The following is a 22,535-nucleotide window of genomic DNA, read 5'->3' on the forward strand; positions in this document are numbered from 1 at the left end:
GCAGGGAGGTCACTCTGCCCCTCTCTTCGACTCGGCATACCTGAGGTCATCGATGCGACGGGTGGCGTCGCGCAGCTGGTCGGGCACCCCGGGCTTGACGCCCAGGGACTCCACGAGCACGACGTAGCGGTCGCGCTCGGCCCGGAAGAGCTCGGTGATGCGCTGCTCCAGCGAGCGGCGGGCGCGCTCGGCGAGGCGGCGCACGGCCTGGTCGCCGAAGACGGCCTCGAGCAGCTTCTGGCCGAGCACGGCGGACCCGCCGGCGATCCCGGCCTCGGCCCCGGTGACACCCGCGGTGTGGGCGAACACCACGATCATCAGCGCCACGGACAGGCCGTTGACGCCGAAGGCGAGGAAGCGGGCGGTGCTGCGCTTGTCGGCACCCTCGGAGCGGACCATCTCCAGGACGTCCTGCTGCCAGTCGCGCACGGCGCGCTCGGCCCGTCGGCGCAGGTCGCGCGACGCGCGGCCCAGGTCCTGGTCGGCCGCGGCGAGCAGACCCTGGCCGGCGGCCAGCTGCTGCCACGAGGCCTCGGCGCGCTCGGCGGCCGCCTCGGCGTGCTCGAGGATGAGGGTCTCCAGGCCCGACTCGACCGCGACGGTGACCCGCTCGGCCTGCTGCGGCTTGCCCTTGATGGCGTTGACGACGCGGTCGCGGAACCACCCGACCTTGTCCTCCAGCGACTTCAGCAGCTCGCCGGTGCCGACGAACTCCTGCCAGCGGGCGAGCACCTCGCCGCGCAGGAGGGTGCCGTCGGCCGAGGCCGCGACGATGGCGGCGATGGCGTCGTCGTAGGCGCGGTCGGCGTCGGCGCGCAGCCGCGTGGCGGCGTCGCCCTGCTCGGCGAGGGCGTCGGCCACGCCGTACGTACGACGGGCGATGGTGCGGATCGCCCCGTCGAGGGTCTGCTTGACGACGGCGCCGCGGGCGTCGACGTCGGAGGCGAGCGACTCGAGCCAGCCCCGGATCTCGGCGACGTGGTGGGCCGGCAGCAGTCCCTGGTCGTCGACCTTGCCCTCGGTGACCGTGAAGAGCGGCGAGTCCTTGAGACCGCGGCTGGCCAGCATCCGGGCGAGGTGGGTGGAGACGGTCTCGATCGCCTCGTCGGGCGTGCGGTCCAGCACGATCGCCACCGCGGTGGAGCGCTCGGCGGCCTGCTTGAGAAAGCCCCACGGCACCTGGTCGGCGTAGCGCGCGGCCGAGGTGACGAACAGCCAGAGGTCGGCTGCGGCCAGCAGCTGGGCGGCGAGCTGGCGGTTGCGCTCCTCGACGGAGTCGACGTCGGGCGCGTCGAGGATCGCGAGCCCGGCGGGCACCGCCTCGGTCGCGACCAGCTGGAGCGCGTCGGGGTCGTTGGTGGGGTGCGTGACCCGCTCGAGGTCGGGCAGCAGGCGGTCCTGGCCGAACCACTCGACGTCGCTGGGGTGGTGGACCAGCACGGGCGAGCGCGTGGTGGGTCGCAGCACGCCCGGCACGGTCACCCGGCTGCCGACCAGCGAGTTGACCAGGGTGGACTTGCCGGCGCCGGTCGAGCCGCCGACGACGGCGAGCAGGGGCGCCTCGATGGTCATCAGGCGCGGGATCGCGTAGTCCTCGAGCTGGTCGATCATCTCGCGCCGGGCGGTGCGCTGCTCCTCGATGCCGGGCAGCTCCAGCGGCAGCTCCGCGTCCTGGAGGGCGCCGCGCAGCCGGATGAGCGCCGTCAGCATCTCGCTGTTGGTCTCGCTCATCGTGTGGGCACCACCTGTCCGGGGAACGCGATGCTCGGGCGCACGGCGTTGATGCGGGCAAGGTAGTCCTGCCCGCGCAGCTGGTAGTCGGCGGGAGCCGTCCCGCGCAGCAGCCGGTGGTGCAGGAAGCCGAGCTCGATGGCGGCCTGCTGGTAGTCCTTCATGGCCGCCAGGGCGCCGGGACCGCCGTACTGCTGGGCGTGGGCGCGCGCCGCGCGCCGGGCGCGCAGGTCGACCACCCACCCGATGTCGGTGGCCGGGATCAGGCCCCGGTGCGAGGCGTCCTGGAGGGCGGCGGTGAGCATCGTCCGCTCGGAGCGGCGCATCCAGACGCCCAGCCAGATGACGCCGACCAGCGCCGGGAGCATCAGCACGAGGTAGACGCCGGCGAAGCTCGCGACCCCGAAGATGGTCGAGCCGTTCCACAGGCCGTGCGCGAGCACCGCGAGGAGGTAGCCGCCGACCGGGGCCAGCCAGCGCAGCGCGGGGCTGCGGGTGGTCACGGCGATGCCGATGCCGATGCCGGTGAAGGTCGTGAAGAGCGGGTGGGCGAACGGGCTGAGCAGGCACCGGATGACGAAGAGCGTCGTCACGCCCGCGATGCCGCCGGGCGCCTGGCCGTCGGTGCCGTTGTAGGCGGCCGCCAGGTAGAGGATGTTCTCGGTGAAGGCGAAGCCGATGCCGACCATCCCGGCGTAGACGATGCCGTCGAGGATGCCGTCGAGCTCGGCCCGGCGCCACCAGAGAAGCAGCAGCAGGAAGATCCCCTTGCTGGCCTCCTCGGTCACCGGCGCGACGATCGCCAGCGACTGGTTGTCGGTGAAGCCGACCACCATGCCGCCCACGCCGCCCACCAGGATCGCGGCGACCGTGGCGACGAAGGCCCCCCAGAGCAGGGCGTAGGCCAGCAATCGCTTCGGCTCGGGCTCGTAGCGGTCCAGCCAGAGGTACGACGCCACGAGCGGGCCCACCGGCACGGCGGCCAGGAGAGTGGCGAGGAACATGATGCGCGGGGCCCCCGAGAGGGCCAGAATGGCCAGCATCGCCAGCGCCCCGACGGCCACCAGCACGGTCACCACGACCGTGAAGGCGATGCTGTCGCGGCGTGGGGTGGGCATGTCGAAAGCCTATCGTCAGGGGTCCGTACGGCTGATTCCGCGGCGTAGAGTGACCGGGTGAGCGACCAGACCAGTGCCCCGCAGGACGAGCTCGACACCAGCGAGCCGAAGATCGAGTCCCACGACCCGGCGGTGCCGCCGGCGTACTCCGCCTTCATGCGGCAGGGCTGGGGCGACCGCGAGCTCGACCTCCCGCCGCACCCCGTCACCGACCATGCCGCGGCCCGTCGCGCGCGCCTGGCCGAGACCTTCCCCGGCGAGCGGCTGGTGCTGCCCGCGGGGACGTTCAAGGTGAGGTCCAACGACACCGACTACCGCTTCCGCCCCGACACCGCCCACACCTACTTCTCGGGCAACCAGACCAGCGACGCCGTCCTGGTCGTCGAGGACGGCGACGCGGTCCTCTACGCCCGCCCGCGCTCGTCGCGCGAGACCGACGAGTTCTTCCGCGACCGCGCCTACGGCGAGCTGTGGGCCGGCCGACGCCCCTCCGCCCACGAGATCTCCTCCTCGCTCGGCATCGAGGTGCGCCACATCGACTCGCTGCCGGACGCGCTCGCCGCCCCCGGCAAGACCCGGGTCCACCGCGGCGTCTCCGCGGCCGTCGACGCGCTGGTCCCGGGCGACACCGGTCTCGACGCGGACTTCGCGCGGGTCGTGTCCGAGATGCGCCTGCTCAAGGACGACTGGGAGGTCGGGGAGCTGCAGGAGGCCTGCGACATCACCGCGCTCGGCTTCGAGGACTCCGTGCGCGAGTGGGACAACGTCCTCAAGTACGGCGAGCGGTGGCTGGAGGGCACGTTCTTCCGGCGGGCCCGCGCCATGGGCAACGACATCGGCTACGACTCCATCGTCGGCGGCGGCAAGCACGCCACGACGCTGCACTGGATCGAGAACTCCGGACCGATCACCCCCGGCGAGCTGGTGCTGCTCGACATGGGCGTCGAGGGACGCAACCTCTACACCGCCGACGTCACCCGCACCCTGCCGGTCGACGGCACCTACACCTCGCTCCAGCGCGAGCTGTACGAGCTCGTCCTGGCCGCGCAGGACGCCGGCATCGACGCCGTACGCCCCGGCACGGCGTTCGCCGACGTGCACCAGGCCTCGATGACCGTGCTCGCGCACGGCCTGGAGGGCATGGGCCTGCTGCCGGTCTCGGCCGAGGAGGCGCTCGACCCGGAGTCGAAGGTCTACGCGCGCTGGACGCTCCACGGCACCAGCCACATGCTCGGCATGGACGTGCACGACTGCGGCCAGGCCTCCCCCGAGTCCTACGCCAAGGGCACGCTCGCCGAGAGCATGGTCCTCACCGTCGAGCCCGGCCTGTACTTCCAGGAGGACGACCTCCTCGTCCCCGAGGAGCTGCGCGGCATCGGGATCCGCATCGAGGACGACATCCTGGTGACGGCCGACGGCTCCCGCAACCTGTCCGCCTCGCTCCCCCGCGCCGCCGCCGACGTCGAGGAGTGGATGGGCTCGCTGCGGAGCTGACCGCGCACTTGCTCGGTACGACACTGTGCGCACCGCGCGCATCACTTCTGCTGGGGCTGGTGTGACTGGTGGTGCGCGGACCGGCGCTCAGCGTCGGCAGTTCGTCACCACACCGGGCAGACCAAGCGTGGCGAGGCCGGGCCTGAGCTCGAACTGCCGACGCTGATGACCGATAGGCAGGGCCCGCGCTGTTGGCGGGCGGCGCGGCGAAGCCGCCGCCGCCCGTGCGCCGTCCCAGCAGCCCGGGAGAGGCTCGGAGTCAAGGACGCCCGAAGGGCGCCGCGAAGCGGGCGAAGCTCCTTGACGCCGAGACCCGGGCTGCTACGCGCGCGGGCCAACCTCAGCCCCGCACACTGCAGGTGGTTTCGAGGCTCGCTGCGCTCGCACCTCAACCACCGTGGGGTCGGTCGGCGTTCGGGTGCTGGGGTCTCGACGGGCGCTCGTCGCTGACGCTCCTCACCGCTCGACCACCGGCAAGCTCTCAGGCCGGCGTCGTGTCCCGCGGACCGAGGTCGGTCCAGTCCCACCACGGGTAGTGGTACTCCCCCTGCTCGACCTGGAACCGCCGGCCGCAGGCGAGGCACTCGCAGATGCGGTCGGGCACCCACTGCCGGTCGTTGGGCACGGTGCCCACGACGCGCACGTGCCGGCGGGCCTCCTCCTTCTCCACGTCGTAGAACTGGTGCGAGGGGTAGGCCGCGCACAGGCACTGCCGCTTCCCGAACAGGCGGATCCGGTGGAGGGCGTGGGCGAGGTGCGTGCCGTTGGACGCGAGCATCCCGCCGAGATCGAGGTCCTCGGTGGCCCGGTCGATGGCGACCACGGACCTCTCCAGCGGGCCCAGGACGGCCGGGTCGCGGGTCGCGAACACCTCCCACACGGCGTGCATGACCCGTCCGGTGTCCGCGGACAGGAAGTCCTCGACCAGCGGCGACGAGGCGGTCACCTCGGCGGCCGGGGGGCCCTTGAGCCACCGCGACGGCAGCACCAGGACGGCGGCCTTGACCTGCCGCTCGGGGGCGTCCGAGCCGTCGACGAGCACCGCGGCGTCCTGGCCGAGCGGCCACCACGGGGCGGTCTCCGCGCCCAGCGACCGCACCAGCGCCGCCGGCGCGCTCCGGTGGTCGTACGCCGCCGGGTCGGTGTCGGCGTCGTCGGTGAAGCGCATCGCGTCGAAGCGGTAGCGGGCGACCCAGCGCTTGTCGGCCGCCGTGGTGAGCCGCGCGACGAAGGCCTCGAGGGCGGCGGCGTCCTCGGTGGCTGCCAGCGGCAGCACGTGCATCAGGTAGCTGGTCTGGCCCTCGAGCCCGTCGATCTCCCACTCGAGCCACTCGTCGCCCTCCGGCCACGGCAGCGACCGCATCTGCTCGGCCACGGCCACGACCTGCTCCGGGGTGGCATCGACGATCTCGTCCGTCATCGGCCTCGTCTCCTACGTCGCTCGTCGCTGGTCGCCGCCGAGTCGGAGTCTCGCACGCCACGCCGCGCGTGAGACCCTTCGCGGGTGCTCGCCGACCGCTATGACCTGGGAGAACGTCTGGGGACGGGTGGCATGGCCGACGTCTTCCGCGCCACCGACCGGGTGCTGCACCGCGAGGTGGCGGTGAAGGTGATGCGCGAGACCGCCGACAGCGAGACCGACCGGCTGCGGTTCACCTCCGAGGCGCGGATGCTGGCCGGCCTGAGCCACCCGAACCTGGTGATGGTGCTGGACGCCGGCACCACGACCGACCAGCCCTACCTCGTGATGGAGCTCGTGGAGGGCGACACGCTGTCCCAGCGCGCCACCGCCATGGTCCCGGACGAGCTCGCCGAGGTCGGCGCCCAGGTCGCCGACGCGCTGGCCTACGCGCACGCCAAGGGCGTCGTGCACCGCGACGTGAAGCCGGCCAACGTGCTCCTCGGCGACGACGGCCGCGTCAAGCTCGCCGACTTCGGCATCGCGCGGCTGCTCGGCGACACCGTCCGGCACACCCGCACGGGCCAGGCGATGGGCACGGCGGCGTACCTCGCCCCCGAGCAGGTGCGCGGCGACGACCTCACGCCGGCCGCCGACGTCTACGCGCTCGGGCTGGTCCTGCTCGAGGTGCTCACCGGTGGGCGCGCGTTCCCCGGCAGCCCCACCGAGTCGGCCCTCGCCCGCTTGCACCGCGACCCGGAGCTGCCGACGTCCCTGTCGGGTCCGTGGCGCGACCTGCTGTCGCGCATGACCGCACGCACCCCGGCCGAGCGGCCCTCGGGGGCCGAGGTGGCCGCCGCGCTGCGCGGCCTGGACGAGGCGGGGGCGACCCGCGTGCTCGAGCCGGGCGACCAGACCGTACGGCGCCTGCCCGCGGTCGCGCCCGCGTCGCCGTCCCTGGCGGCCCGGCTGGCCGCCGTACCGACCCACCTGCGCGCGGCCGGCGCCGCCGGCGTCGCGCTGGTGCTGCTGCTCGTCGTGGCCGCCCTCGCGGGCGGTGGGGGTGACGACGACCCCGAGGAGCAGGTCCCGCCCACGCGGACCACGCCCGCCGCCACCACCCCGTCCTCCTCGCCGCAGGACTCGGCGCCCGCAGAGGAGACCGAGCAGGAGGCCGAGCCCCCGGCCGAGGACTCCGCTCCCGCCGACGACACCGGGAAGCCCGACAAGGACGAGAAGAAGGGCAAGGGCCAGGGGAAGGGCAACGGGAAGGGCAAGGGCTGAGCCCCGCTCACCGACCACGCCCGGGAGTCTGCGCCCCGCCCGCTGCGGCATACTGACGACCCGACCGGCCTCCGGTCACCCGCCCCCGTAGCTCAGCTGGATAGAGCAGCGGCCTTCTAATCCGCCGGTCGCAGGTTCGAATCCTGCCGGGGGCGCCAGCGACCAGCCTCAGCGGCCCTGGGTCTCGTCCGTCACGTCGTCGCCTGTCGGGTCGGCCGCCGACGGGTCGTCGAGCTCCGCGCCACCGATCGGCGTCGCCGTCCACTGCACGAGCGACCACCGGTCGTCGCTGCGCTCCAGGAGGGCGCCGCCGGTGTTGGCGATGCTCAGGTCGACGGCCTCGGCCGGCGGGAGGCCCACCAAGGACGACACCGCCACCCTGATGGCGGCGCCGTGGCTGAACACCACGACGGTGCCGGTGCCCGGCGCGCAGGTCGCCTGCCTCAGGGCGGCGATGTAGCGGGCCAGGAACGCGTGCCCGCTCTCGCCGCCCGGCAGCGCGGCGTCGAGGTCTCCCAGCATCCAGCGGCGCAGGCCCTCGGCGTAGGCCTCGCGGGACGCCTCGTCGAGCAGCATCTCGAGGTCGCCGGCCGCGATCTCCTGCAGCCCCTCGAGGACGCGGACCTCCAGTCCCCGGGCGGCGGCCAGCGGCTCGGCGGTCTGCTGGGTGCGGACGAGGGTCGAGGCGTGGATCGCGTCGACGTCCTCGTGCGCCACCGCCGCCGGGACGGCCGAGGCCTGCCGGCGCCCGAGCTCGGTCAGGTCGGCTCCCGGGACGGCGGTGTCGAGCGCGCCGGCGACGTTGGCGGTGGTCTGGCCGTGCCGCAGGAGCAGCAGCCGCCTCACCGGGACGGACTCACGGGGCACGGGACGGACACGTCGGGAACCCTAGTTCTCGCGGGCAACCGGCTCCGCGGCCGTGACCGTGCCGGGCACCACCACGTGGGCGTCGACGCCCAGCCACGGCTCGCCGTCGGTGGCCGGGCGGTAGCGGCTCAGCGCCTTGAGCAGGGAGCCGTCCTTGAGGCCGGTCGCGGGGTCCAGGTCGATGACCGCGCAGCGGCCCACGGGGCCGTTGACCCGGACGACGGCGTCGCCGAGCGACAGCTCGCGACCGGACCAGCCGTCCTCGGCGTAGGGCTCCTCGTCGGCGTCGACCACCATCGTCATCCGGAAGCGGCTGCTCGTGGCCAGCACGTCGGTGCGCCCGGTGCGCTCCTCGACGTCGCGCAGCGACGCGGTGGTCACGAGGCTGACCGGGGCGCCGTAGACGGCTCCACCGCGCGGCGCGGCGGCCAGCCGCACGTCCTTGCCCAGGTACGACGACAGCAGCTCCGCGTGCGGACCGTCGGTGAGCTCGTGGGCGACCGAGCGGCCCCAGTAGTCGCAGGTGACCTGCTCGCCCGAGAGCGCCGGCACGCCGTCGGCACGCCGGCCGTCGGGGAGCTCGATGCCGAGCGTCGTGCCGTCCCAGGACGTCGTGGCCGCCACCAGCGCGCGGTGCGTGATCGTCCGCAGGACGGTGCGTCGCTCGACGTCGACGAGGCAGAAGGCCCGGTCGCCGACCGGGCCGTGGTCGTCGAGCTCGACGGAGGACAGCGACAGGTGCCGCAGGCCCTTCACGGGGGTCAGGCCCAGGGAGACGACGCGCACGACCCCGATCCTGTCACGCGCCCGTCGGCTCGTCGGCCAACCGCCGCAGGTAGCCGGCGAAGCCACCCGGGGTGCGTCCCTGCCGACGCCCGGACGTGAGGACGGTCGGCACCGCACCCCTCCGCGCCCCGGCGGCGACCAGCGCGCTGACCAGCACGACGTCCTCGTGCTCCGGCAGGGTGCGGAAGCCGCCGACGGCGAGGTAGGAGTCCAGGCGGAAGCCGAGGTTGGCGCCGTGCACGACCCTCGCCGCGGCGTCCGGGCCGTGGAGCGCCAGCCAGCGGTCGAGCAGCTGCGCGCCGAGGTCGCCGGGATCGGGCAGCACCGGCCCGGTGACCACCTGCGCGCCGGCCGCCGCAGCAGCCACGTGGTCACGCAGCCAGCGCTCCGGGACCACCGAGTCGGCGTCCGTCGAGGCGACCCACACCGAGCGCGGCGACAGCCCGGCGGTCGACGCCAGGACCGACGCCACTCCGAGCCGGCGGGCCGCGCCGACGTTGCCGACGTCGGTGGTCACCATCCTGACCGGGTGGTCGCGCACCACCTCGGCCGTGCCGTCGGTGCAGCGGTCCAGGACCACGGTCACCGTCACCCGCGGCGCGTCGCGCAGCTGGGCCAGGCTGAGCGCCGCGACGCCCAGCGCGTCGAGGCAGCGGGGCAGCAGCAGCCGCTCGTCACGGGCGGGCACGACGACGTGCAGCTCCTCCAGCAGAGTCACCGCGTCGGCTCCGGCCAGTCGCGCGCCAGCACCAGCAGCTCGACGTCGCGGTCGACGTAGGAGGCGGCCACCGGCGGGAGCGCGGACCTCGCGGCGGCGGCGCGCACGACCGCGTGCACGTCGGGGCCGTCCAGCACCCAGCCCTCCACCGGGTGCCGCCAGTGGCAGAGCACCACGACCCCGTCGTCGGTCAGCGACCCCGACAGCCGGTCGACGAGACCGTCGAGGGCGCTCGGGCTGAGGAAGTAGCCGACCTCGGACAAGACGACGAGGTCGAAGCGGGCGTCGGGCCACTCGTCGGGGACGGAGGCGCGGCGCACCTCCACGCGGCTCAGGTCGGCCAGCTGCTCGCGGGCGGACGACGCCGCCTGCACCCCCTGCTCCAGCGCCAGCAGGCTGTCGCACCGCGCCGCCAGGTCGCGGGCCAGCGCGCCGCGAGATGCGCCCACCTCGAGACCGCGCTCGAAGCGGTCGCGCGGCAGGGCGGCGAGCAGCAGCGCCCGCTTGCGCCGCTCGTACCAGCGCGAGTCCGCCCCCCACGGGTCGGCGCCGTCGGCGTGCAGGTCGTCGAGGGCCTCGTCGACCGGCGGCTCGAGGACGAAGTGCTCCGAGGGGCGGGCGAAGTGCGCGAGCAGGTCCGGGCCGAGCAGCGTCTCGTCCCCCGGCTGCGCCGACAGCGGGGCCACCTGCGAGACGTGGGCGGCCATGGCGCGCTGCTTGGCGCCGAGCGCCGCGGCGCTCAGCTCGAGGCGGTGCAGGTGCGACCAGGGCGCGTCGTCGGGCCGCCCCCAGTGCCATGCCCAGACGGGGTACTCCCACAGCGTCGCGCCCGTGCGCGCCGCCGCCGTGGCCGCCGCGCGGCCGGCGGCGTCGTGGTCGGGGTGACCGTCGCGGCGCCAGGGGGCGACCAGCAGCGTGTCCCGGCCGTCGCCCACGACCTCGACGAGCCGCGTCGCGAGCGCGTCCTCGGCGGCTGCCACTCCCCCGTCGGGCAGCCCGAGCACCCTCGGGGTCGCCACGGGGGCCAGCTCCGCGAGCGCGGCCACGGCCTCGCCGTGGCGCAGGGCCGCCAGGCGCTCCGGGGTGTGGGTGGCCGAGTCCGGGTGGCTGGCCTCGCCGAGCGTGCAGAGCACCAGCGCGACCTCCAGCCCCTGCGCGGCCGCCGTCGCCATCAGTCCCCCGGCGCCCAGCGACTCGTCGTCGGGGTGCGCCGCGAGCACCACCACCCGCGAGTACGCCGTCAGGTCAGGCGCCCGGGGCACGTCGGCGCCCAGGTGGCGGTCCCAGTCGGCGGCCGACGTGCCGGCGACGTCGTGGCGGAACCCGGGCGGGTCCAGCGGCAGCGTCACGTCACGTCCCGCACCAGCTGCGCGCCCAGGGCGGCGGCGTCGCGCTCGGCGTGGTGCTGGCGGACGTAGAGCTGGAGGTCGGCCACCCGGTGGGCGTGCTCGTGCTCCTTGGCCAGCGGCGCGGGGCCGAGCGAGTGGGCGGCGCGGGTGAGCACGTCGTCGACCGCGTCGGCGACGACCTGGCGCACGCGCAGCGCGGCGAGGCCCGCCGCATCGCCGGCCAGCGAGCCGCCGTCCACCTGGTCCGCCGTACGACCCAGCAGGGCGGCGGCGGCCGCGAGCCGTGCGTCCACGGCGCCGAGGTGGGCCAGCGCGATCTGGTCGGGCGCGCGGTGGGCCACCTGCTCGAACATCCGGCGCGCGACCCCGACCGCCCCGCCTAACCACGCGGCGGCGACCCCGATGCCACCCCAGGCGAAGCCGTCGCGCTCGAGGTACCACCCGGGGCCGCCCACCTCCTGCGCCGGCACGGCGTCCAGCTCGATCGGACCGCTGGTCACGTCGCGCAGCCCGAGGCCGACCCACGGCTCCTCCACGGTGCGCACGCCGGGGTGGCGCAGGTCGATCGCGAACAGGCCGCGCCGGGAGTCGTCGACCCACGCGGTCACCAGCGCGCGGTCGAGGCTGCCGGCCAGCGAGCACCACGGCTTGGTGCCGGAGAGCTGCACCCCTCCGGGACCTGCCGTGGCAACGACGCGCATCCCGGGACCCTCGGCGGCGTAGACGCCCCAGGTCGGAGCGCTGAACCCGTCGCTCAGGCCGGCCTCGTCCAGGATCGCGAGAGCGTCGAGGTGCGGCTCCACGACCCGGGTCACGGACAGGTCGACCGCGGCCACGGTCGCCAGGGCCTCCCACCGCAGACGGGTGTCCTTGCCCGGAGCGGGCAGCCAGGCCCCGAGCTCGCGCGCGAGCTCGATCGCGGCCGGGACGCCCCCGTCGGCGGCCGCGGCAGCCGCGGCGGGCAGGGCCTCGAGCCGCGGGTCGACGTCGGTGGACGGGTGGTCGGGGAAGTCCAGGCGCACGGGCAGCGCCGGGTACGACGGAGAGGCGATGAGGGCTCCTGAGAGAGGCGAACCAGTCCAGGTACCCCGACCCGCCCCGCTCCATCCGGGCGGATCCGCGTCAGCCGCGGGCGGGGTCGATCACGCGCAGCTGGTCGGGCGAGAGCCCGTGGGTCATGCCCCACGCGACGGCCTGCGAGCGACGGGTGACGTCGATCTTGCGGTAGGCCGTGCGGATGTAGGTCTTGACGGAGTTGATGCTGAGGTAGGACCGGTCGGCGATCTCCTGGTTGGAGAGCCCCTGGGCGATCAGAGCGAGCACCTCGGCTTCGCGCACGCTGAGGCCGTGCTCCTTGCCCGGCCACGCCCCGGCCGCGCGGACCGGCTCCGGCTCGGCGCCGGGCTGCACGACCTCGCCGCGGTCGACCGCCTCCACCGCCTGCACGACCTCCTCGGCCGTGAACGACTTCGAGACGTAGCCGTGGGCGCCCTGTCGCAGCGTGCGGTCCACCAGCTCGGGCTGGGTGTTCCAGCTGTAGATCACGACCTTGGCGTCGCCGCCGCGGACCAGGTCCTCCAGGTCGACGCCGTCGCCCTGCACCTGCCCGAACGTGTCGTAGAGGATCACGTCGACGTCGCTGTAGACCGGGAGCCCGGCGTCGATCTCGACCACGGTGACGCGGTCGACGAAGCCGTCGAGCATGGCGGCGACCCCCGCCACGACGACCTCGTAGTCGTTGACGATCGCGACCCTGATCGGCCTCGTCCGGTGTTCCATGAGCCGAAGCGTATTTCACCCGCGGGGAGGAAGCGTCATTACCGCGCAATTCGTAGGTTGTCACGGTGCGGGCCCCCACGACTTCCGCGGAGTGGCGCTCCCATGCCCACTACGCCCGGGTCCCCGAGCTCGACCTCACGCCGTACCGCCGGCTGGTGGTCGTCTCCGCGCACCCCGACGACGAGAGCCTGGGCGCCGGCGGCCTGATCGCGACGGCCTACGCCCGCGGCATCCCCGTCTACGTCGTCCTGCTGACCGCCGGCGAGGCGTCGCAGTCGCCGTCGGAGGGCTACACCCGCCACGCGCTGGCGACGCTGCGGCTGGCCGAGATGGAGAACGCCCTCGCCCGGCTGGCGCCGGACACGCCCCTGGTGTTCCTCGGGGCGCCCGACGGCGGCGTGGCCGACTGCGAGCCGCAGGTCACCACGTCGCTGACCGAGCTCCTGGGCGACGCCTCCGCCACGCTGGTGGCCGCGCCCTGGCGCCGGGACGGGCACCCCGACCACGACGCCGCGGGCCGGGCGGCCGCCGCGGCGGCGGAGGCGTCGGGCGCGACGCTGGTGGAGTACCCCGTGTGGTTCTGGAGCGAGAGCGACCCGTCGACGGCCCCGTGGGAGGACATGGTGTGCCTCACGCTGGGCCCCGACGCCCACGACGCCAAGACCGCGGCCATCCAGTGCCACGCCAGCCAGCTCGGACCCCGCCCCGGTCGTCCCGACCAGCGGCCGACCCTCCCGGGCCGGGTGCTGGCCCACTTCTCCGGAGCCCACGAGCACTTCGTCGCGACACGCGTCGAGGTCCCCGATCCGCTCGCCGCCGCGGGATAGAACAAGCACCAGGCCCCGCACTGTATGAGAGTGCGGGGCCATGTCTCTGCCCCGAGGAAGCGCCTCAGGCCCGCGTGGAGACGTAGTCGTCGATCTCGCGCAGCACCCGGGTCCTGACGTCCTCGGGCGCGAACGACACCTCGACCGCCGTCCGCGCCAGGTCGGCGACGCCGCGCCGGTCCAGGTCGAGCAGCTGGGCGGCGATCTCGTACTCGCGGTTGAGCGTCGTGCCGAACATCGGCGGGTCGTCGGAGTTGATCGTGACGACCACCCCGGCGTCGACGAACGCGCGCAGCGGGTGCTCGTCGAGGGTCGCGACCGCGCGGGTGGCGAGGTTGGAGGACGGGCAGACCTCGAGCGGGATCCGGTGCTCGGCGAGGTGCGCGAGCAGTGCCGGGTCGGCCGCCGACGACGTGCCGTGCCCGATGCGCTCGGCGCCGAGCAGCCGGAGGGCGTCCCAGACCGTCTCGGGGCCCGTGGTCTCCCCGGCGTGCGGCACCGAGTGCAGCCCGGCGGCGCGGGCGGCGGTGAAGTGCGGCTCGAACTGCGGGCGCGGCACCCCGATCTCGGGACCGCCGAGGCCGAAGCCGACCAGGCCGTCGGGGCGGTGGTCGAGCGCGTAGCGCAGCGTGTCGTCCGCCGCCGGCAGCCCGGACTCGCCGGGGATGTCGTAGATCCAGCGCAGCACCAGCCCGAAGTCGCGCTCGGCCGAGAGGCGGGCGTCCTCGATGGCCTCGGTGTAGGCCTCGATCGCGATGCCCGCCGCCACCGAGGTGTACGGCGTGCAGGTGAGCTCGGCGTAGCGCAGCGACTGCCCCGCCGACATCTCGCGGGCGATCTCGTAGGTGAGGTAGCGCAGGTCCTCCGGCGTGCGGATCAGCCCGACCACCGCGAGGTAGACGTCGATGAAGTGGGCGAAGTCGCGGAACTCGAAGAACGACCGCAGCGCGTCCGGGTCGGACGGCACCGTGCCGGGGTGCCGCTCGGCGAGCTCGCTGACGATGCGGGGCGAGGCGGAGCCGATGTGGTGGACGTGGAGCTCGGCCTTGGGCAGCCGGGCGATGAAGTCGTCGCTCATCTCGGCGATGCTGCCAGCAGCGCGGCCGGATGCGCCAAACCCCGGCGCGCCCCGCCGGGCGTCACTCCAGCTCGGAGATCAGGTTGTCCGCGATCTCCTCGATGGTGCGGCCCTCCTGGTAGGCCTTCCCGTCGAGCAGGATGATCGGCGTGCTGTTGACGCCCGCGTCGGCTGCGGCCCGGGTGGCACCCTCGACCCAGTCCTCCTGGCCCCCGCCCTCGATGCCGGCCTTGACCGTGGCCTCGTCGGCGCCGGCCTCGACGGCCTTCTCGAGCAGCCAGTCGTTGCCGGGCTGCTCGCCCGACTCAGACGGCTGGTCCTCGAAGAGCAGGTCGTGGAACTTCTTGGCGACCTCCGGGCCCTCCTTCTCCAGCACCTCCGCGAACGCGTTGGCGGCGGCGACCGAGTAGTCGGCCTGGAGCAGGTTGAACGGGCGGTACTCAACCTGGACCTTGCCGGCCTCGGCGAGCCGGTTGAGGTCCTCGCTCGACTCGCGCTCCAGCTGACCGCAGAAGGGGCAGAGGAAGTCCTCGTAGATGATCACGTCGTGCGGTGCGTCGGCGTCGCCGATCGTCAGGCCCCACTCGCTCTTGCCCGCGGGGGCCGCGTCGATGTCGTCGACGGAGTCGCGCGAGGCGTTGATGAAGAACAGCACGCCGACGATCAGCACCATCGCGACCACCACGCTCGCCACGACCAGCATGTTGCGCCGGCGCTCGGCGGCCTGCTGCTGCCGGATCAGCTCGGCGGCGCGCTCGGCGCGCGCCTGCGCCTTCTGCGACTTGGTCGGCTTGGGCGGCCTGCCCGCGTTGGTCGGGTTGGTCGGGTCGGACACGGGATCAGCCTCCGGTGGGGGACGTCGTACGGCGGAACAGCAGGTTGTCCAGCGCGAGGCGCGAGCGCCTCAGCCAGACGAGGTAGCAGGACGCGAGGAGCAGCGCGGCGTCGCGGGCGATCTCCCACGGGTAGCTCGAGCGCGCGTCGGGGTCGAAGCCGCCGCCGCCGAAGCAGCCGCAGTCGATCTCCATGCCGCGCGCCCACACCGAGGCGATGCCGACGATGAACACGACGAACAGCACCGCCGAGACGACGGCGGCGCCGCGGGTCAGCAGGCCGAGCACCAGCGCCAGCCCGACCACGATCTCGAGCGGCGGCAGCAGGTAGCCCACGGCCTCCGCGACCGACGACGGCAGCAGCTCGTAGGCCCGCACCGCCTGCACGCTCGCGTAGGGGTCGGGCAGCTTGACCGCGCCGGCGTAGATCCAGACCCCGCCGGTCACCAGACGCGCCACGAGTCCGAGCCATTGCCTCACGTGCCCGACAGTAGGGGCCGACCCTGAGTCCAGACTGAGAGGCGAAGGTCCCGCATTTCCGGGACGTCGGCGGGACTACTGTGGGTCGGGTGAGCGACCGACTGGTGTGGATCGACTGTGAGATGACCGGGCTCGACCTGAGGGCGGATGCGCTGATCGAGGTCGCGGCCCTGGTCACCGACTTCGACCTCAACGTGCTCGGCGAGGGCATCGACATCATCGTCAAGCCGCCGCCCGAGGCCCTGGGCCAGATGATCGACTTCGTCCGCACGATGCACGAGAAGTCCGGGCTGCTCGAGGAGCTGGACTCCGGCGTGACGCTGGCCGAGGCCGAGGAGCAGGTGCTCGCCTACATCCGCGAGCACTGCCCCGACGGCAGCCGCCCGCCGCTGGCCGGCAACACCGTCTCGACCGACCGGCTGTTCCTCTCGCGCGACATGCCCGACCTGGACTCGTTCCTGCACTACCGCATCGTCGACGTCTCCTCCATCAAGGAGCTCTCGCGCCGGTGGTTCCCCAAGGCCTACTTCGCCGCCCCGGCCAAGCGCGGCAACCACCGTGCCCTCGCCGACATCCAGGAGAGCATCGAGGAGCTGCGCTACTACCGCGAGGCCGTCTTCGTGCCCTCGCCCGGCCCGGACACCGCCTCCGCGCGCCCGATCGCGGAGCGTCACGGCGGCGCGCTGACCGGCATCGCCGAGCCCGATTCCAGCCCGGCGCCCTGATCCGTCTACACTCCTCTCTGATCCTGACAGCGCCGCAGGCGCCGCCCGGATCGACCTGGTGGGTATAGCTCAGCTGGTAGAGCGCCGCCTTGTGGTGGCGGATGTCGCGGGTTCAAGTCCCGTTACTCACCCCAGCGTGATCGAGCCCCTGACCCGGACACCCGGGTCAGGGGCTCGACGCCTTCCCGGGCCCTGCTCGCCGCGCGCCCTCCGTCCGGTTCGAGGGGCGTGCTCCTGCGCCCGGACGGGTACGGGATCCCTGCACCCCGTCCGAGAGCAGAGGAGACCCATGAGCGAGAACGGCGACATCGCAGCGGAGATCGGCACCGACCCCGGCGTGGACGACACCGGGGACGGGTCGGGCGAGAGCTACCACGGCTACAGCGTCGACGACGAGGACCAGCCGCAGAGCTCGGGCGACGCCCTCGTCGACAACCGCGGGCTGGCCGAGCCGATGGACGAGGGCTACAGCCCGCCGGAGAAGTGGTCGGCCGCCCAGGGCTTCGGCAACACGCCCCTGGAGGAGAGCCTCGGCGAGACCCTCGACCAGCGCGTCGAGCAGGAGGTCCCGGAGCCCGACCCGTACGAGCAGGCCGAGCTCGAGGCCGCCGACCTGGACCGCGACGTGACCGATGACACCGTCGGCGAGGCCCGCGCGGGCCGCCTGGTGGCCCCCGACGAGGGCGCGCACGAGGACGTCGAGAAGGACCTCGTCGCCGAGGACGTCGGCATCGACGGCGCCGGCGCGGGCGCCGAGGAGGCGGCCGTGCACGTCATCGACGACGTGCCCTGACTGCTCCCCCGGCACGGAACCCGGTCACGGCCCCGGCCACGGGCCCCGGCTCGTGGCCAGGGCCCGTCCGGTCCGGCTCAGCCCCGCATCGGCGGGAACTGGTGCCCGCGGGTGTCGCGCTCGGCCCGCATGACGATCAGGTCGCCGTGCGTGCCGTAGCCCAGCAGGTCCTCGTTGAGCTGGGTGCCGTTGAAGGTCACCATCAGCCACCTCGTGCGCCGGTTGCGCAGCGGCACCGGGATCACCATCGGCCACGGGATGTTCGTCGGGTGCGGTGCGTCCAGGCGGCCGACCTGCTTCATCGTGAGGTCGTAGACGGGGTACTGCCCCTTGATCGCCGCCGGTGAGGCGTCGCCGTTGCTCGCCATGACGTACCACCGCTCGCCGAACTTCTGCAGCACCGGCCCCTCGGTCTCGACCTTGGCGTCGTCGGCGCCGACCAGCCGCAGGTCCGTGAAGTCGTCCCCCGGCCGGCTGCGGGCCAGGGCCGGGTAGAAGTTGAAGAACGCGCGCGCGTTGACGAAGCCGACGTACCAGCGACGCCGGATCCGCACCAGGTGCGGGTCCCACTGCCCGACGGCCGCGGACGGCAGCTGGGTCGTCGGCAGCGGCAGCTTCCTGGTGCGCAGCACGTGCACGCCCCGCAGGGGGCTGCGGCGCTTGGGCAGGGTGAGGTAGTTGACCTGCACGCTCTCGCCGGTGAAGTCTCCCCACGTGCTGTTGGCGATGATCCAGCGGTCGTTGGCCTCGTCGAGGACGATGTGGCCGGCGTGGTCGCCGAGCACCGTGTTGTTGCCGTCGCGCTGGAAGAACAGGTTGGCGACCTGCTTGAGCTCGAAGGTCCGCACGTCCATCGTCCAGACGCCCCAGTGGGCGGTCTCGAAGAAGCCGAGCCCGGCCTGGGTGAAGGTGAGGTAGGCCAGGTTGTCCTTGATGTACGGCGTGCCGTCGGCGCGGGTGACCAGGTGTGGGTCGCGCAGGCCCAGCTGGCCGAAGTAGCCGGCCACGACCCCGTCGAGCACCACCGCACCGGACGCCGCGCGGGCGCCGAAGCCGTTGCGGTACTGCGCCAGGAGGGCCGGGCGGCGCAGGTCCAGGATGCCGTTGAGGTTGCCCTTCACGAGCGGTCGGAAGCCCGAGCCGTCGTCCACGAGCGCCACCACGGTGGTGCTGGTGAGCCCGAACCCGAGCCGGAACGGCCGCTGCAGGTCGGCCTGCACCGTGCCGAGCGTCTGCACCGTGCCGCCGACCGAGACGTCGATCCCGACCGTGCCCGCGGCGCCGTCGTACCAGGCGACGACGTAGTCGTCGGCGTCCTTCACGAGCCCGCTCATCACCGTGCCCTGGCCGGTGCCGCGCGCGGCGACGTCGACCACCACGGCGGCGTACGGCGCGCGCTGACGGGTCTGGGAGCGGAAGAGCGTGAAGAACGGGGACGTGCCCGACACCCTCAGGCGCCGGGGACCGAACTCGATCGTGCCCCTGCTGCCGGTGGGCGAGAGCCGCTCGTAGGGCTCGTGGTCGCGCTCGAAGCGGTCGCGCAGCTGGACGAAGCCCTTCGCCACGAGGTCGACCGGGCGCTGGCGACGCACCACCTCGAAGCTCAGGTCGAAGGGGTCGAGGCGGGGGTTGGGCGCCGACGGCGCGGCGAACGCCTCCGCGGCCGGGCTGGCGGCCACCGCCAGGCCGGTGATGCCGGCGGCCTTGAACATGGTCCGGCGGTCCAGCGCCGGGGTGGTGAGGGGACTGGTGGTGCCGAGGTCCATCGGGAAGCCTCCGAGTCGGTGATGGAGTGAGACGTAGGTCACGGTTCCCCTCGACGTCGTCCCTCACGCACCCCTCGCGCGCTGGCGTTCACGACGATTGTCTGACTAGAGTCAGACGAATGACGAGCACCACGGTCCTGCGCCGGTTCAACCGCACCTACACGCAGCGCATCGGAGCGCTCGACGAGTCGTTCCTGGGGCTGGGGATGCCGTTGGCCTCGGCCCGGCTGCTGTTCGAGATCGGGACCACGCAGCCCGTGACCGTCCAGGAGCTGCGGGCCCGCCTGGGCCTCGACTCCGGCTACGTGAGCCGGCTGCTGCGCGGCCTCGAGTCGCGCCGCCTGGTCGCCCTCAGCCCCGACCCGGCCGACCGACGCCGGCGGGTCGCCGCCCTGACCGCCGAGGGAGCACGGCTGCTGGAGGACCTGGACGAGCGCTCCGACGACCTCGCGGCGCGCCTGCTGGAGCCGCTCAGCGAGCGGCAGCGCGCCCGCCTCGCGGACGCGCTCGCCACCGCGGACCTGCTGGTCCGCGCGGCCACCATCGCGTTCGAGGTGGTCGACCCGGCCTCCCCCGACGCCCGGCTGGCCATGGGTCACTACTTCGCCGAGCTGGACCGGCGCTTCGAGGGCGGGTTCGACCCCGGCCCGCTGACCGAGGCCGACCTGGCCACGATGCGACCGCCCGGCGGGACGTTCGTGCTCGCACGCAGCGACGGCGAGGTCGTGGCCTGCGGCGGCGTGCAGGCGCTGGGCGACGGCGTGGGCGAGGTGAAGCGGATGTGGGTGGACGACGGCTGGCGCGGCGCCGGGCTCGGCGCCCGGATGCTGCGCCGGCTCGAGGACGACGCGGCGGCGCTGGGCCACACCGTCGTACGCCTGGACACGAACGCGACCCTGACCGACGCGATCGCGCTGTACGAGCGCTCCGGCTACGCCGCCGTCGAGCGCTACAACGACAACCCCTACGCGCAGCGCTGGTTCGAGAAGCCGCTCACCGCCCCCGCGGCAGCCGCTCGTAGGCCGCGCGGCTGAAGAACGCGAGCCGGGCCGGCTTGGTCGACAGCTCCACGACCGGCCCCAGCTCGAAGCCCAGCCGCTCCACGAGCGAGACGGCCTTGTCGTTGCGGGCGTCGGGCTCGGCCACGAGGCGCTGCACGGCCGGGTCGGCGAACACCGTGTCGAGGAGGAACGCGATGACCGTGCCGGTGAAGCCGCTGCGCCGACGGCTGGGCGGCGCGAGCATGAAGTGGACGCCGACGTCGCCGACCCGGACGTCGAGGTGATCGCCCACCTCCTCCGCGCGCGGGTCGTAGGTCTGGAAGAGCGCGGCCGCCTCGTCGTCGGCCCAGGCGAGGTACGCCGCGTGCGTGGGCTGCTCGTCGATCCACTCGTAGATCTCGCGGACCTCCTCGAGCGTGTGGTCGCCCATCATCCAGAACTGCGCCCGCTCCTGGACCACCCACGAGTGCAGCAGCGGCGAGTCGCGGGCGGGGTCGAAGCGCTCCACGCGCAGGTGGCGGATGCCGGAGTCGGTCATCGCCCCTCCGTCAGCAGGGACCAGTCGGTGACCACGGGCACGAGGCGACCCTCGGCCCACAGCGCGAGCTGGTCGTGGTGGTGGGGGTCGGCGGGGTCGCCGGAGGCGCCCAGCGGCACCACCCAGGAACTGGCCTGCCGGTCGGCGAGGTCCCACACGTAGCGCGCGACCGAGCCGCGGTAGGCGTCGTCGGTCAGGCCGGGCAGCGAGCCGGTGCAGCGCACGCAGTCGCTGTCGCCGCTGACCGGCAGGTGCGGGAGCGCCGGGGCGACCAGCCCGTCGCCGTACACGTCGAAGGCGTGCACCGGCGTCGCGACGTGGGTCTCGCCCCAGGTGGCCGAGGTGCCGGCGGTCTCCGCGAGCGCCTCGCGCGCGATCCGCCCCAGGTCGATCCCGAACGGCGTGCCGTGCGCCGCGAGCGTGGGCAGGGCGAGCGCGATCCGGGCGGTGACGTCGAGCCACGGCGCGAGGAGCGGGTCGTGGCGTGGCTCGTGCAGCGGGGCGAGCACCGGCTCGGCCGCGATCCGGCGCACGAGCGCCGAGCGCCAGGCCGCGAAGGCGCCGGCCCGCTGCGAGCCCGCCGCCATGACGCCGTCGAAGTCGTCGAAGGCTCCGGGCACGAGGGCGCGCAGCGCCGGGACCGTCGCCAGCAGGGCGTCGTCGTGGATGGCCGCGAAGTCCTCGGGGGTCAGCCGGGCGCGACCGGTGAGCAGTGCGTGGATGCGGTCCGCGCGGTGGGGCGGGGCGAACACCGCACCGACGGCGTCGCTCTCGGGGCCGCGCCGCTCGTTGGCGGTGACGACCTGGCCCTCGGGCGGGACGTCGACCCGGTGGGCCTCGGCCAGCCAGCCGTCCCAGCCCGCCGCCTCCTGGGCGGGGACGACGCCGAGGCGGTGGGCCTCGGGGCGCAGCGGCACCCGGCCGGCCAGGCGGTAGCGCACGGCGCCGCTCCGGTCGGCGACGACGACGTTGTTGACCGGCTCGACCCAGTGGTCGAGGGCGCGGTCGACGTCGTCGACGGAGCGCGCCCGCAGGAGCGGCAGGATCGCCTCGAAGCCGAGGTCGCCGAGCACGTTGGAGGCGGTGCGCAGGCTGAGGCCGTCCTCGAAGACGACCCCGCGGGGCGTCACCACGACCTCGACATCGACCGGGTCGCCGTCGCGCACGGCCACCGTCTCGACCCACTGCTCCACGGCGTCGTACGGCGTGGGCTCGGCGTAGACGTCCTGGTAGTCGCCGCAGGCGTTGGTGATCGCCCAGGCCACCTCGCCGGCGTGGGCGAAGTGCGGCACGCCCGGCACGCCGGGGAACGCCAGTCCGACCACGTCGAAGCGGTCGTCGGGGTCCTCGCAGGCCAGGCGCACCTGCTGGTAGACGCCGGGCGCCTCGATGACGCGGTGCGGGTCGCCGCCGATCAGGGGCAGGCCGCCGGCGGCGCGGGCGCCGCCCACCGCCCACGCGTTGCTGCCGCTCGGGCGGGGGCCCTCGTGCGAGAGCAGCGCGGCATCGGCGCCGAGCACGTCGCGCGAGCGCTGCGCCCAGAGCTTGCCGCCCAGGTTGGCGAAGAGCAGGTGCTGGGCGAGGAACACCGCGAGCGGCGTCCACTCCTCCCACGGCTGCGGCTCGACGCCGAGCACCTCGAGCTCGTGGACGTCGGCGCGCAGCCCGGCGTTGACCCCGGCGACGTACGCGGCGACGAAGTCACGCGTCTCCTCCCCCAGCGCGGCGTGGGCACGCCGCGCCGTGTGCGCCACCAGCGTGCGGCGGGCGAAGCGGTCCCACCCGAGGGCCGTGGCGCCGAGCACCTCCGCGGTCGTGCCGGTGGCCCGCCGGCGCAGCCACTCGAGCTGCCAGGACCGGTCGTGCGCGGTGACCTCGCCCTGGCCGCGGGCGAGGTCGAGCACCGAATCAGCCCGGACGTGCGGGATGCCGACGGCGTCGCGATAGGTCCGAGACATGGTGAGGGCAC

21 protein-coding genes and 2 tRNA genes are annotated in these 22,535 nt (G+C 74.0%); 8 read left to right on the forward strand and 15 right to left on the reverse strand.

Annotation, left to right across the window (positions count from 1 at the left end; genetic code table 11):
- Positions 1 to 9: 9 nt before the first annotated feature.
- Both IRQ30_RS14680 and IRQ30_RS14685 read right to left on the reverse strand, forming a co-directional pair.
- Complete coding sequence (locus IRQ30_RS14680; protein ID WP_227467607.1) at positions 10 to 1,731, reverse strand: dynamin family protein; 1,722 nt, start codon at positions 1,729 to 1,731, stop codon at positions 10 to 12.
- Positions 1,728 to 2,849, reverse strand: a complete 1,122-nt coding sequence (locus IRQ30_RS14685; protein ID WP_193608305.1) for a PrsW family intramembrane metalloprotease — start codon at positions 2,847 to 2,849, stop codon at positions 1,728 to 1,730. The genes IRQ30_RS14680 and IRQ30_RS14685 overlap by 4 nt, the downstream gene beginning before the upstream one ends.
- A 57-nt stretch (positions 2,850 to 2,906) precedes the next feature.
- Here IRQ30_RS14685 and IRQ30_RS14690 point away from each other — a divergent pair, with 57 nt between their 5' ends.
- Positions 2,907 to 4,343: an aminopeptidase P family protein gene (locus IRQ30_RS14690; RefSeq protein WP_338089715.1), complete on the forward strand. Its 1,437-nt coding sequence runs from the start codon at positions 2,907 to 2,909 to the stop codon at positions 4,341 to 4,343.
- 481 nt (positions 4,344 to 4,824) lie between these two features.
- On the opposite strand, the gene IRQ30_RS14695 is transcribed toward IRQ30_RS14690, so the two are convergent.
- The gene (locus IRQ30_RS14695) at positions 4,825 to 5,763 is read right to left on the reverse strand and encodes a hypothetical protein (protein WP_193613742.1); all 939 of its coding nucleotides are present in this window, start codon (positions 5,761 to 5,763) and stop codon (positions 4,825 to 4,827) included.
- Between the two features lie 84 nt (positions 5,764 to 5,847).
- Between IRQ30_RS14695 and IRQ30_RS14700 the strand changes: the two genes are divergently transcribed.
- Positions 5,848 to 7,026: a serine/threonine-protein kinase gene (locus IRQ30_RS14700; protein ID WP_338089716.1), complete on the forward strand. Its 1,179-nt coding sequence runs from the start codon at positions 5,848 to 5,850 to the stop codon at positions 7,024 to 7,026.
- Positions 7,027 to 7,107: 81 nt separating this feature from the next.
- A tRNA-Arg gene (locus tag IRQ30_RS14705) sits at positions 7,108 to 7,184 on the forward strand.
- A gap of 10 nt (positions 7,185 to 7,194) precedes the next feature.
- On the opposite strand, the gene IRQ30_RS14710 is transcribed toward IRQ30_RS14705, so the two are convergent.
- The 6 genes from IRQ30_RS14710 to IRQ30_RS14735 all read right to left on the reverse strand — a co-directional run bounded on the left by IRQ30_RS14710 (position 7,195) and on the right by IRQ30_RS14735 (position 12,525).
- Positions 7,195 to 7,893 carry a histidine phosphatase family protein gene (locus IRQ30_RS14710; RefSeq protein WP_338089717.1) on the reverse strand — a complete coding sequence of 233 codons (699 nt, stop codon included), beginning with the start codon at positions 7,891 to 7,893 and terminating at the stop codon, positions 7,195 to 7,197.
- 21 nt (positions 7,894 to 7,914) lie between these two features.
- Entirely contained in the window at positions 7,915 to 8,679 is a 765-nt protein-coding gene (locus IRQ30_RS24245; protein WP_338089718.1) for an MOSC domain-containing protein, read from the reverse strand.
- Between the two features lie 13 nt (positions 8,680 to 8,692).
- Positions 8,693 to 9,397 (reverse strand): glycosyltransferase, encoded by a 705-nt coding sequence (locus IRQ30_RS14720; protein WP_193613746.1) that lies wholly within the window; start codon positions 9,395 to 9,397, stop codon positions 8,693 to 8,695.
- Positions 9,394 to 10,746, reverse strand: coding sequence for a PIG-L family deacetylase (locus tag IRQ30_RS14725; protein WP_193613748.1), 1,353 nt, complete (start codon positions 10,744 to 10,746; stop codon positions 9,394 to 9,396). Before IRQ30_RS14725 ends, IRQ30_RS14720 begins: the two co-directional genes overlap by 4 nt.
- Positions 10,743 to 11,768, reverse strand: coding sequence for an acyl-CoA dehydrogenase family protein (locus IRQ30_RS14730; protein ID WP_227467608.1), 1,026 nt, complete (start codon positions 11,766 to 11,768; stop codon positions 10,743 to 10,745). The genes IRQ30_RS14725 and IRQ30_RS14730 overlap by 4 nt, the downstream gene beginning before the upstream one ends.
- 100 nt (positions 11,769 to 11,868) lie before the next feature.
- On the reverse strand, positions 11,869 to 12,525 hold the full coding sequence (locus tag IRQ30_RS14735; protein WP_193613750.1) for a response regulator transcription factor: 657 nt from the start codon (positions 12,523 to 12,525) through the stop codon (positions 11,869 to 11,871).
- Between the two features lie 65 nt (positions 12,526 to 12,590).
- On the opposite strand from IRQ30_RS14735, the gene IRQ30_RS14740 reads away from it, so the two are divergent.
- Complete coding sequence (locus IRQ30_RS14740; RefSeq protein ID WP_193613752.1) at positions 12,591 to 13,352, forward strand: PIG-L family deacetylase; 762 nt, start codon at positions 12,591 to 12,593, stop codon at positions 13,350 to 13,352.
- A 64-nt stretch (positions 13,353 to 13,416) separates the two neighbouring features.
- Here IRQ30_RS14740 and IRQ30_RS14745 read toward each other — a convergent pair whose 3' ends face one another.
- From IRQ30_RS14745 to IRQ30_RS14755, 3 genes are all read right to left on the reverse strand, one after another.
- Positions 13,417 to 14,430, reverse strand: coding sequence for an adenosine deaminase (locus IRQ30_RS14745; protein ID WP_193613753.1), 1,014 nt, complete (start codon positions 14,428 to 14,430; stop codon positions 13,417 to 13,419).
- A gap of 61 nt (positions 14,431 to 14,491) precedes the next feature.
- On the reverse strand, positions 14,492 to 15,265 hold the full coding sequence (locus IRQ30_RS14750) for a DsbA family protein (protein ID WP_338089719.1): 774 nt from the start codon (positions 15,263 to 15,265) through the stop codon (positions 14,492 to 14,494).
- Positions 15,266 to 15,269: 4 nt separating this feature from the next.
- Positions 15,270 to 15,743, reverse strand: a complete 474-nt coding sequence (locus IRQ30_RS14755; protein ID WP_193613755.1) for a MauE/DoxX family redox-associated membrane protein — start codon at positions 15,741 to 15,743, stop codon at positions 15,270 to 15,272.
- 89 nt (positions 15,744 to 15,832) lie between these two features.
- Here IRQ30_RS14755 and orn point away from each other — a divergent pair, with 89 nt between their 5' ends.
- From orn to IRQ30_RS14770, 3 genes are all read left to right on the forward strand, one after another.
- Complete coding sequence (gene orn, locus IRQ30_RS14760; protein ID WP_193613757.1) at positions 15,833 to 16,468, forward strand: oligoribonuclease; 636 nt, start codon at positions 15,833 to 15,835, stop codon at positions 16,466 to 16,468.
- Between the two features lie 58 nt (positions 16,469 to 16,526).
- Positions 16,527 to 16,602, forward strand: a tRNA-His gene (locus IRQ30_RS14765).
- Positions 16,603 to 16,757: 155 nt separating this feature from the next.
- Positions 16,758 to 17,261 (forward strand): DUF5709 domain-containing protein, encoded by a 504-nt coding sequence (locus IRQ30_RS14770; RefSeq protein WP_193613759.1) that lies wholly within the window; start codon positions 16,758 to 16,760, stop codon positions 17,259 to 17,261.
- Between the two features lie 77 nt (positions 17,262 to 17,338).
- Here IRQ30_RS14770 and IRQ30_RS14775 read toward each other — a convergent pair whose 3' ends face one another.
- Entirely contained in the window at positions 17,339 to 19,027 is a 1,689-nt protein-coding gene (locus tag IRQ30_RS14775) for a hypothetical protein (protein WP_193613761.1), read from the reverse strand.
- A 119-nt stretch (positions 19,028 to 19,146) separates the two neighbouring features.
- On the opposite strand from IRQ30_RS14775, the gene IRQ30_RS14780 reads away from it, so the two are divergent.
- Positions 19,147 to 20,061, forward strand: a complete 915-nt coding sequence (locus IRQ30_RS14780; protein WP_193613763.1) for a bifunctional helix-turn-helix transcriptional regulator/GNAT family N-acetyltransferase — start codon at positions 19,147 to 19,149, stop codon at positions 20,059 to 20,061.
- On the opposite strand, the gene IRQ30_RS14785 is transcribed toward IRQ30_RS14780, so the two are convergent.
- Positions 20,021 to 20,566, reverse strand: coding sequence for a GNAT family N-acetyltransferase (locus IRQ30_RS14785; protein ID WP_193613765.1), 546 nt, complete (start codon positions 20,564 to 20,566; stop codon positions 20,021 to 20,023). The genes IRQ30_RS14780 and IRQ30_RS14785 overlap by 41 nt on opposite strands.
- Entirely contained in the window at positions 20,563 to 22,524 is a 1,962-nt protein-coding gene (locus IRQ30_RS14790) for a penicillin acylase family protein (RefSeq protein WP_193613768.1), read from the reverse strand. The genes IRQ30_RS14785 and IRQ30_RS14790 overlap by 4 nt, the downstream gene beginning before the upstream one ends.
- Between the last annotated feature and the right edge of the window lie 11 nt (positions 22,525 to 22,535).

It is taken from the genome of Nocardioides lijunqiniae, from assembly GCF_015024225.1.
Taxonomy (GTDB): domain Bacteria; phylum Actinomycetota; class Actinomycetes; order Propionibacteriales; family Nocardioidaceae; genus Nocardioides; species Nocardioides lijunqiniae.

Coding starts and splice junctions, on each gene's coding strand:
- IRQ30_RS14680 (WP_227467607.1), bottom strand. CDS start 1,731: ATGAGCGAGACCAACAGCGAGATGCTGACGGCGCTCATCCGGCTGCGC.
- IRQ30_RS14685 (WP_193608305.1), bottom strand. CDS start 2,849: ATGCCCACCCCACGCCGCGACAGCATCGCCTTCACGGTCGTGGTGACC.
- IRQ30_RS14695 (WP_193613742.1), bottom strand. CDS start 5,763: ATGACGGACGAGATCGTCGATGCCACCCCGGAGCAGGTCGTGGCCGTG.
- IRQ30_RS14735 (WP_193613750.1), bottom strand. CDS start 12,525: ATGGAACACCGGACGAGGCCGATCAGGGTCGCGATCGTCAACGACTAC.
- IRQ30_RS14745 (WP_193613753.1), bottom strand. CDS start 14,430: ATGAGCGACGACTTCATCGCCCGGCTGCCCAAGGCCGAGCTCCACGTC.
- IRQ30_RS14770 (WP_193613759.1), top strand. CDS start 16,758: ATGAGCGAGAACGGCGACATCGCAGCGGAGATCGGCACCGACCCCGGC.
- IRQ30_RS14775 (WP_193613761.1), bottom strand. CDS start 19,027: ATGGACCTCGGCACCACCAGTCCCCTCACCACCCCGGCGCTGGACCGC.
- IRQ30_RS14780 (WP_193613763.1), top strand. CDS start 19,147: ATGACGAGCACCACGGTCCTGCGCCGGTTCAACCGCACCTACACGCAG.
- IRQ30_RS14785 (WP_193613765.1), bottom strand. CDS start 20,566: ATGACCGACTCCGGCATCCGCCACCTGCGCGTGGAGCGCTTCGACCCC.
- IRQ30_RS14790 (WP_193613768.1), bottom strand. CDS start 22,524: ATGTCTCGGACCTATCGCGACGCCGTCGGCATCCCGCACGTCCGGGCT.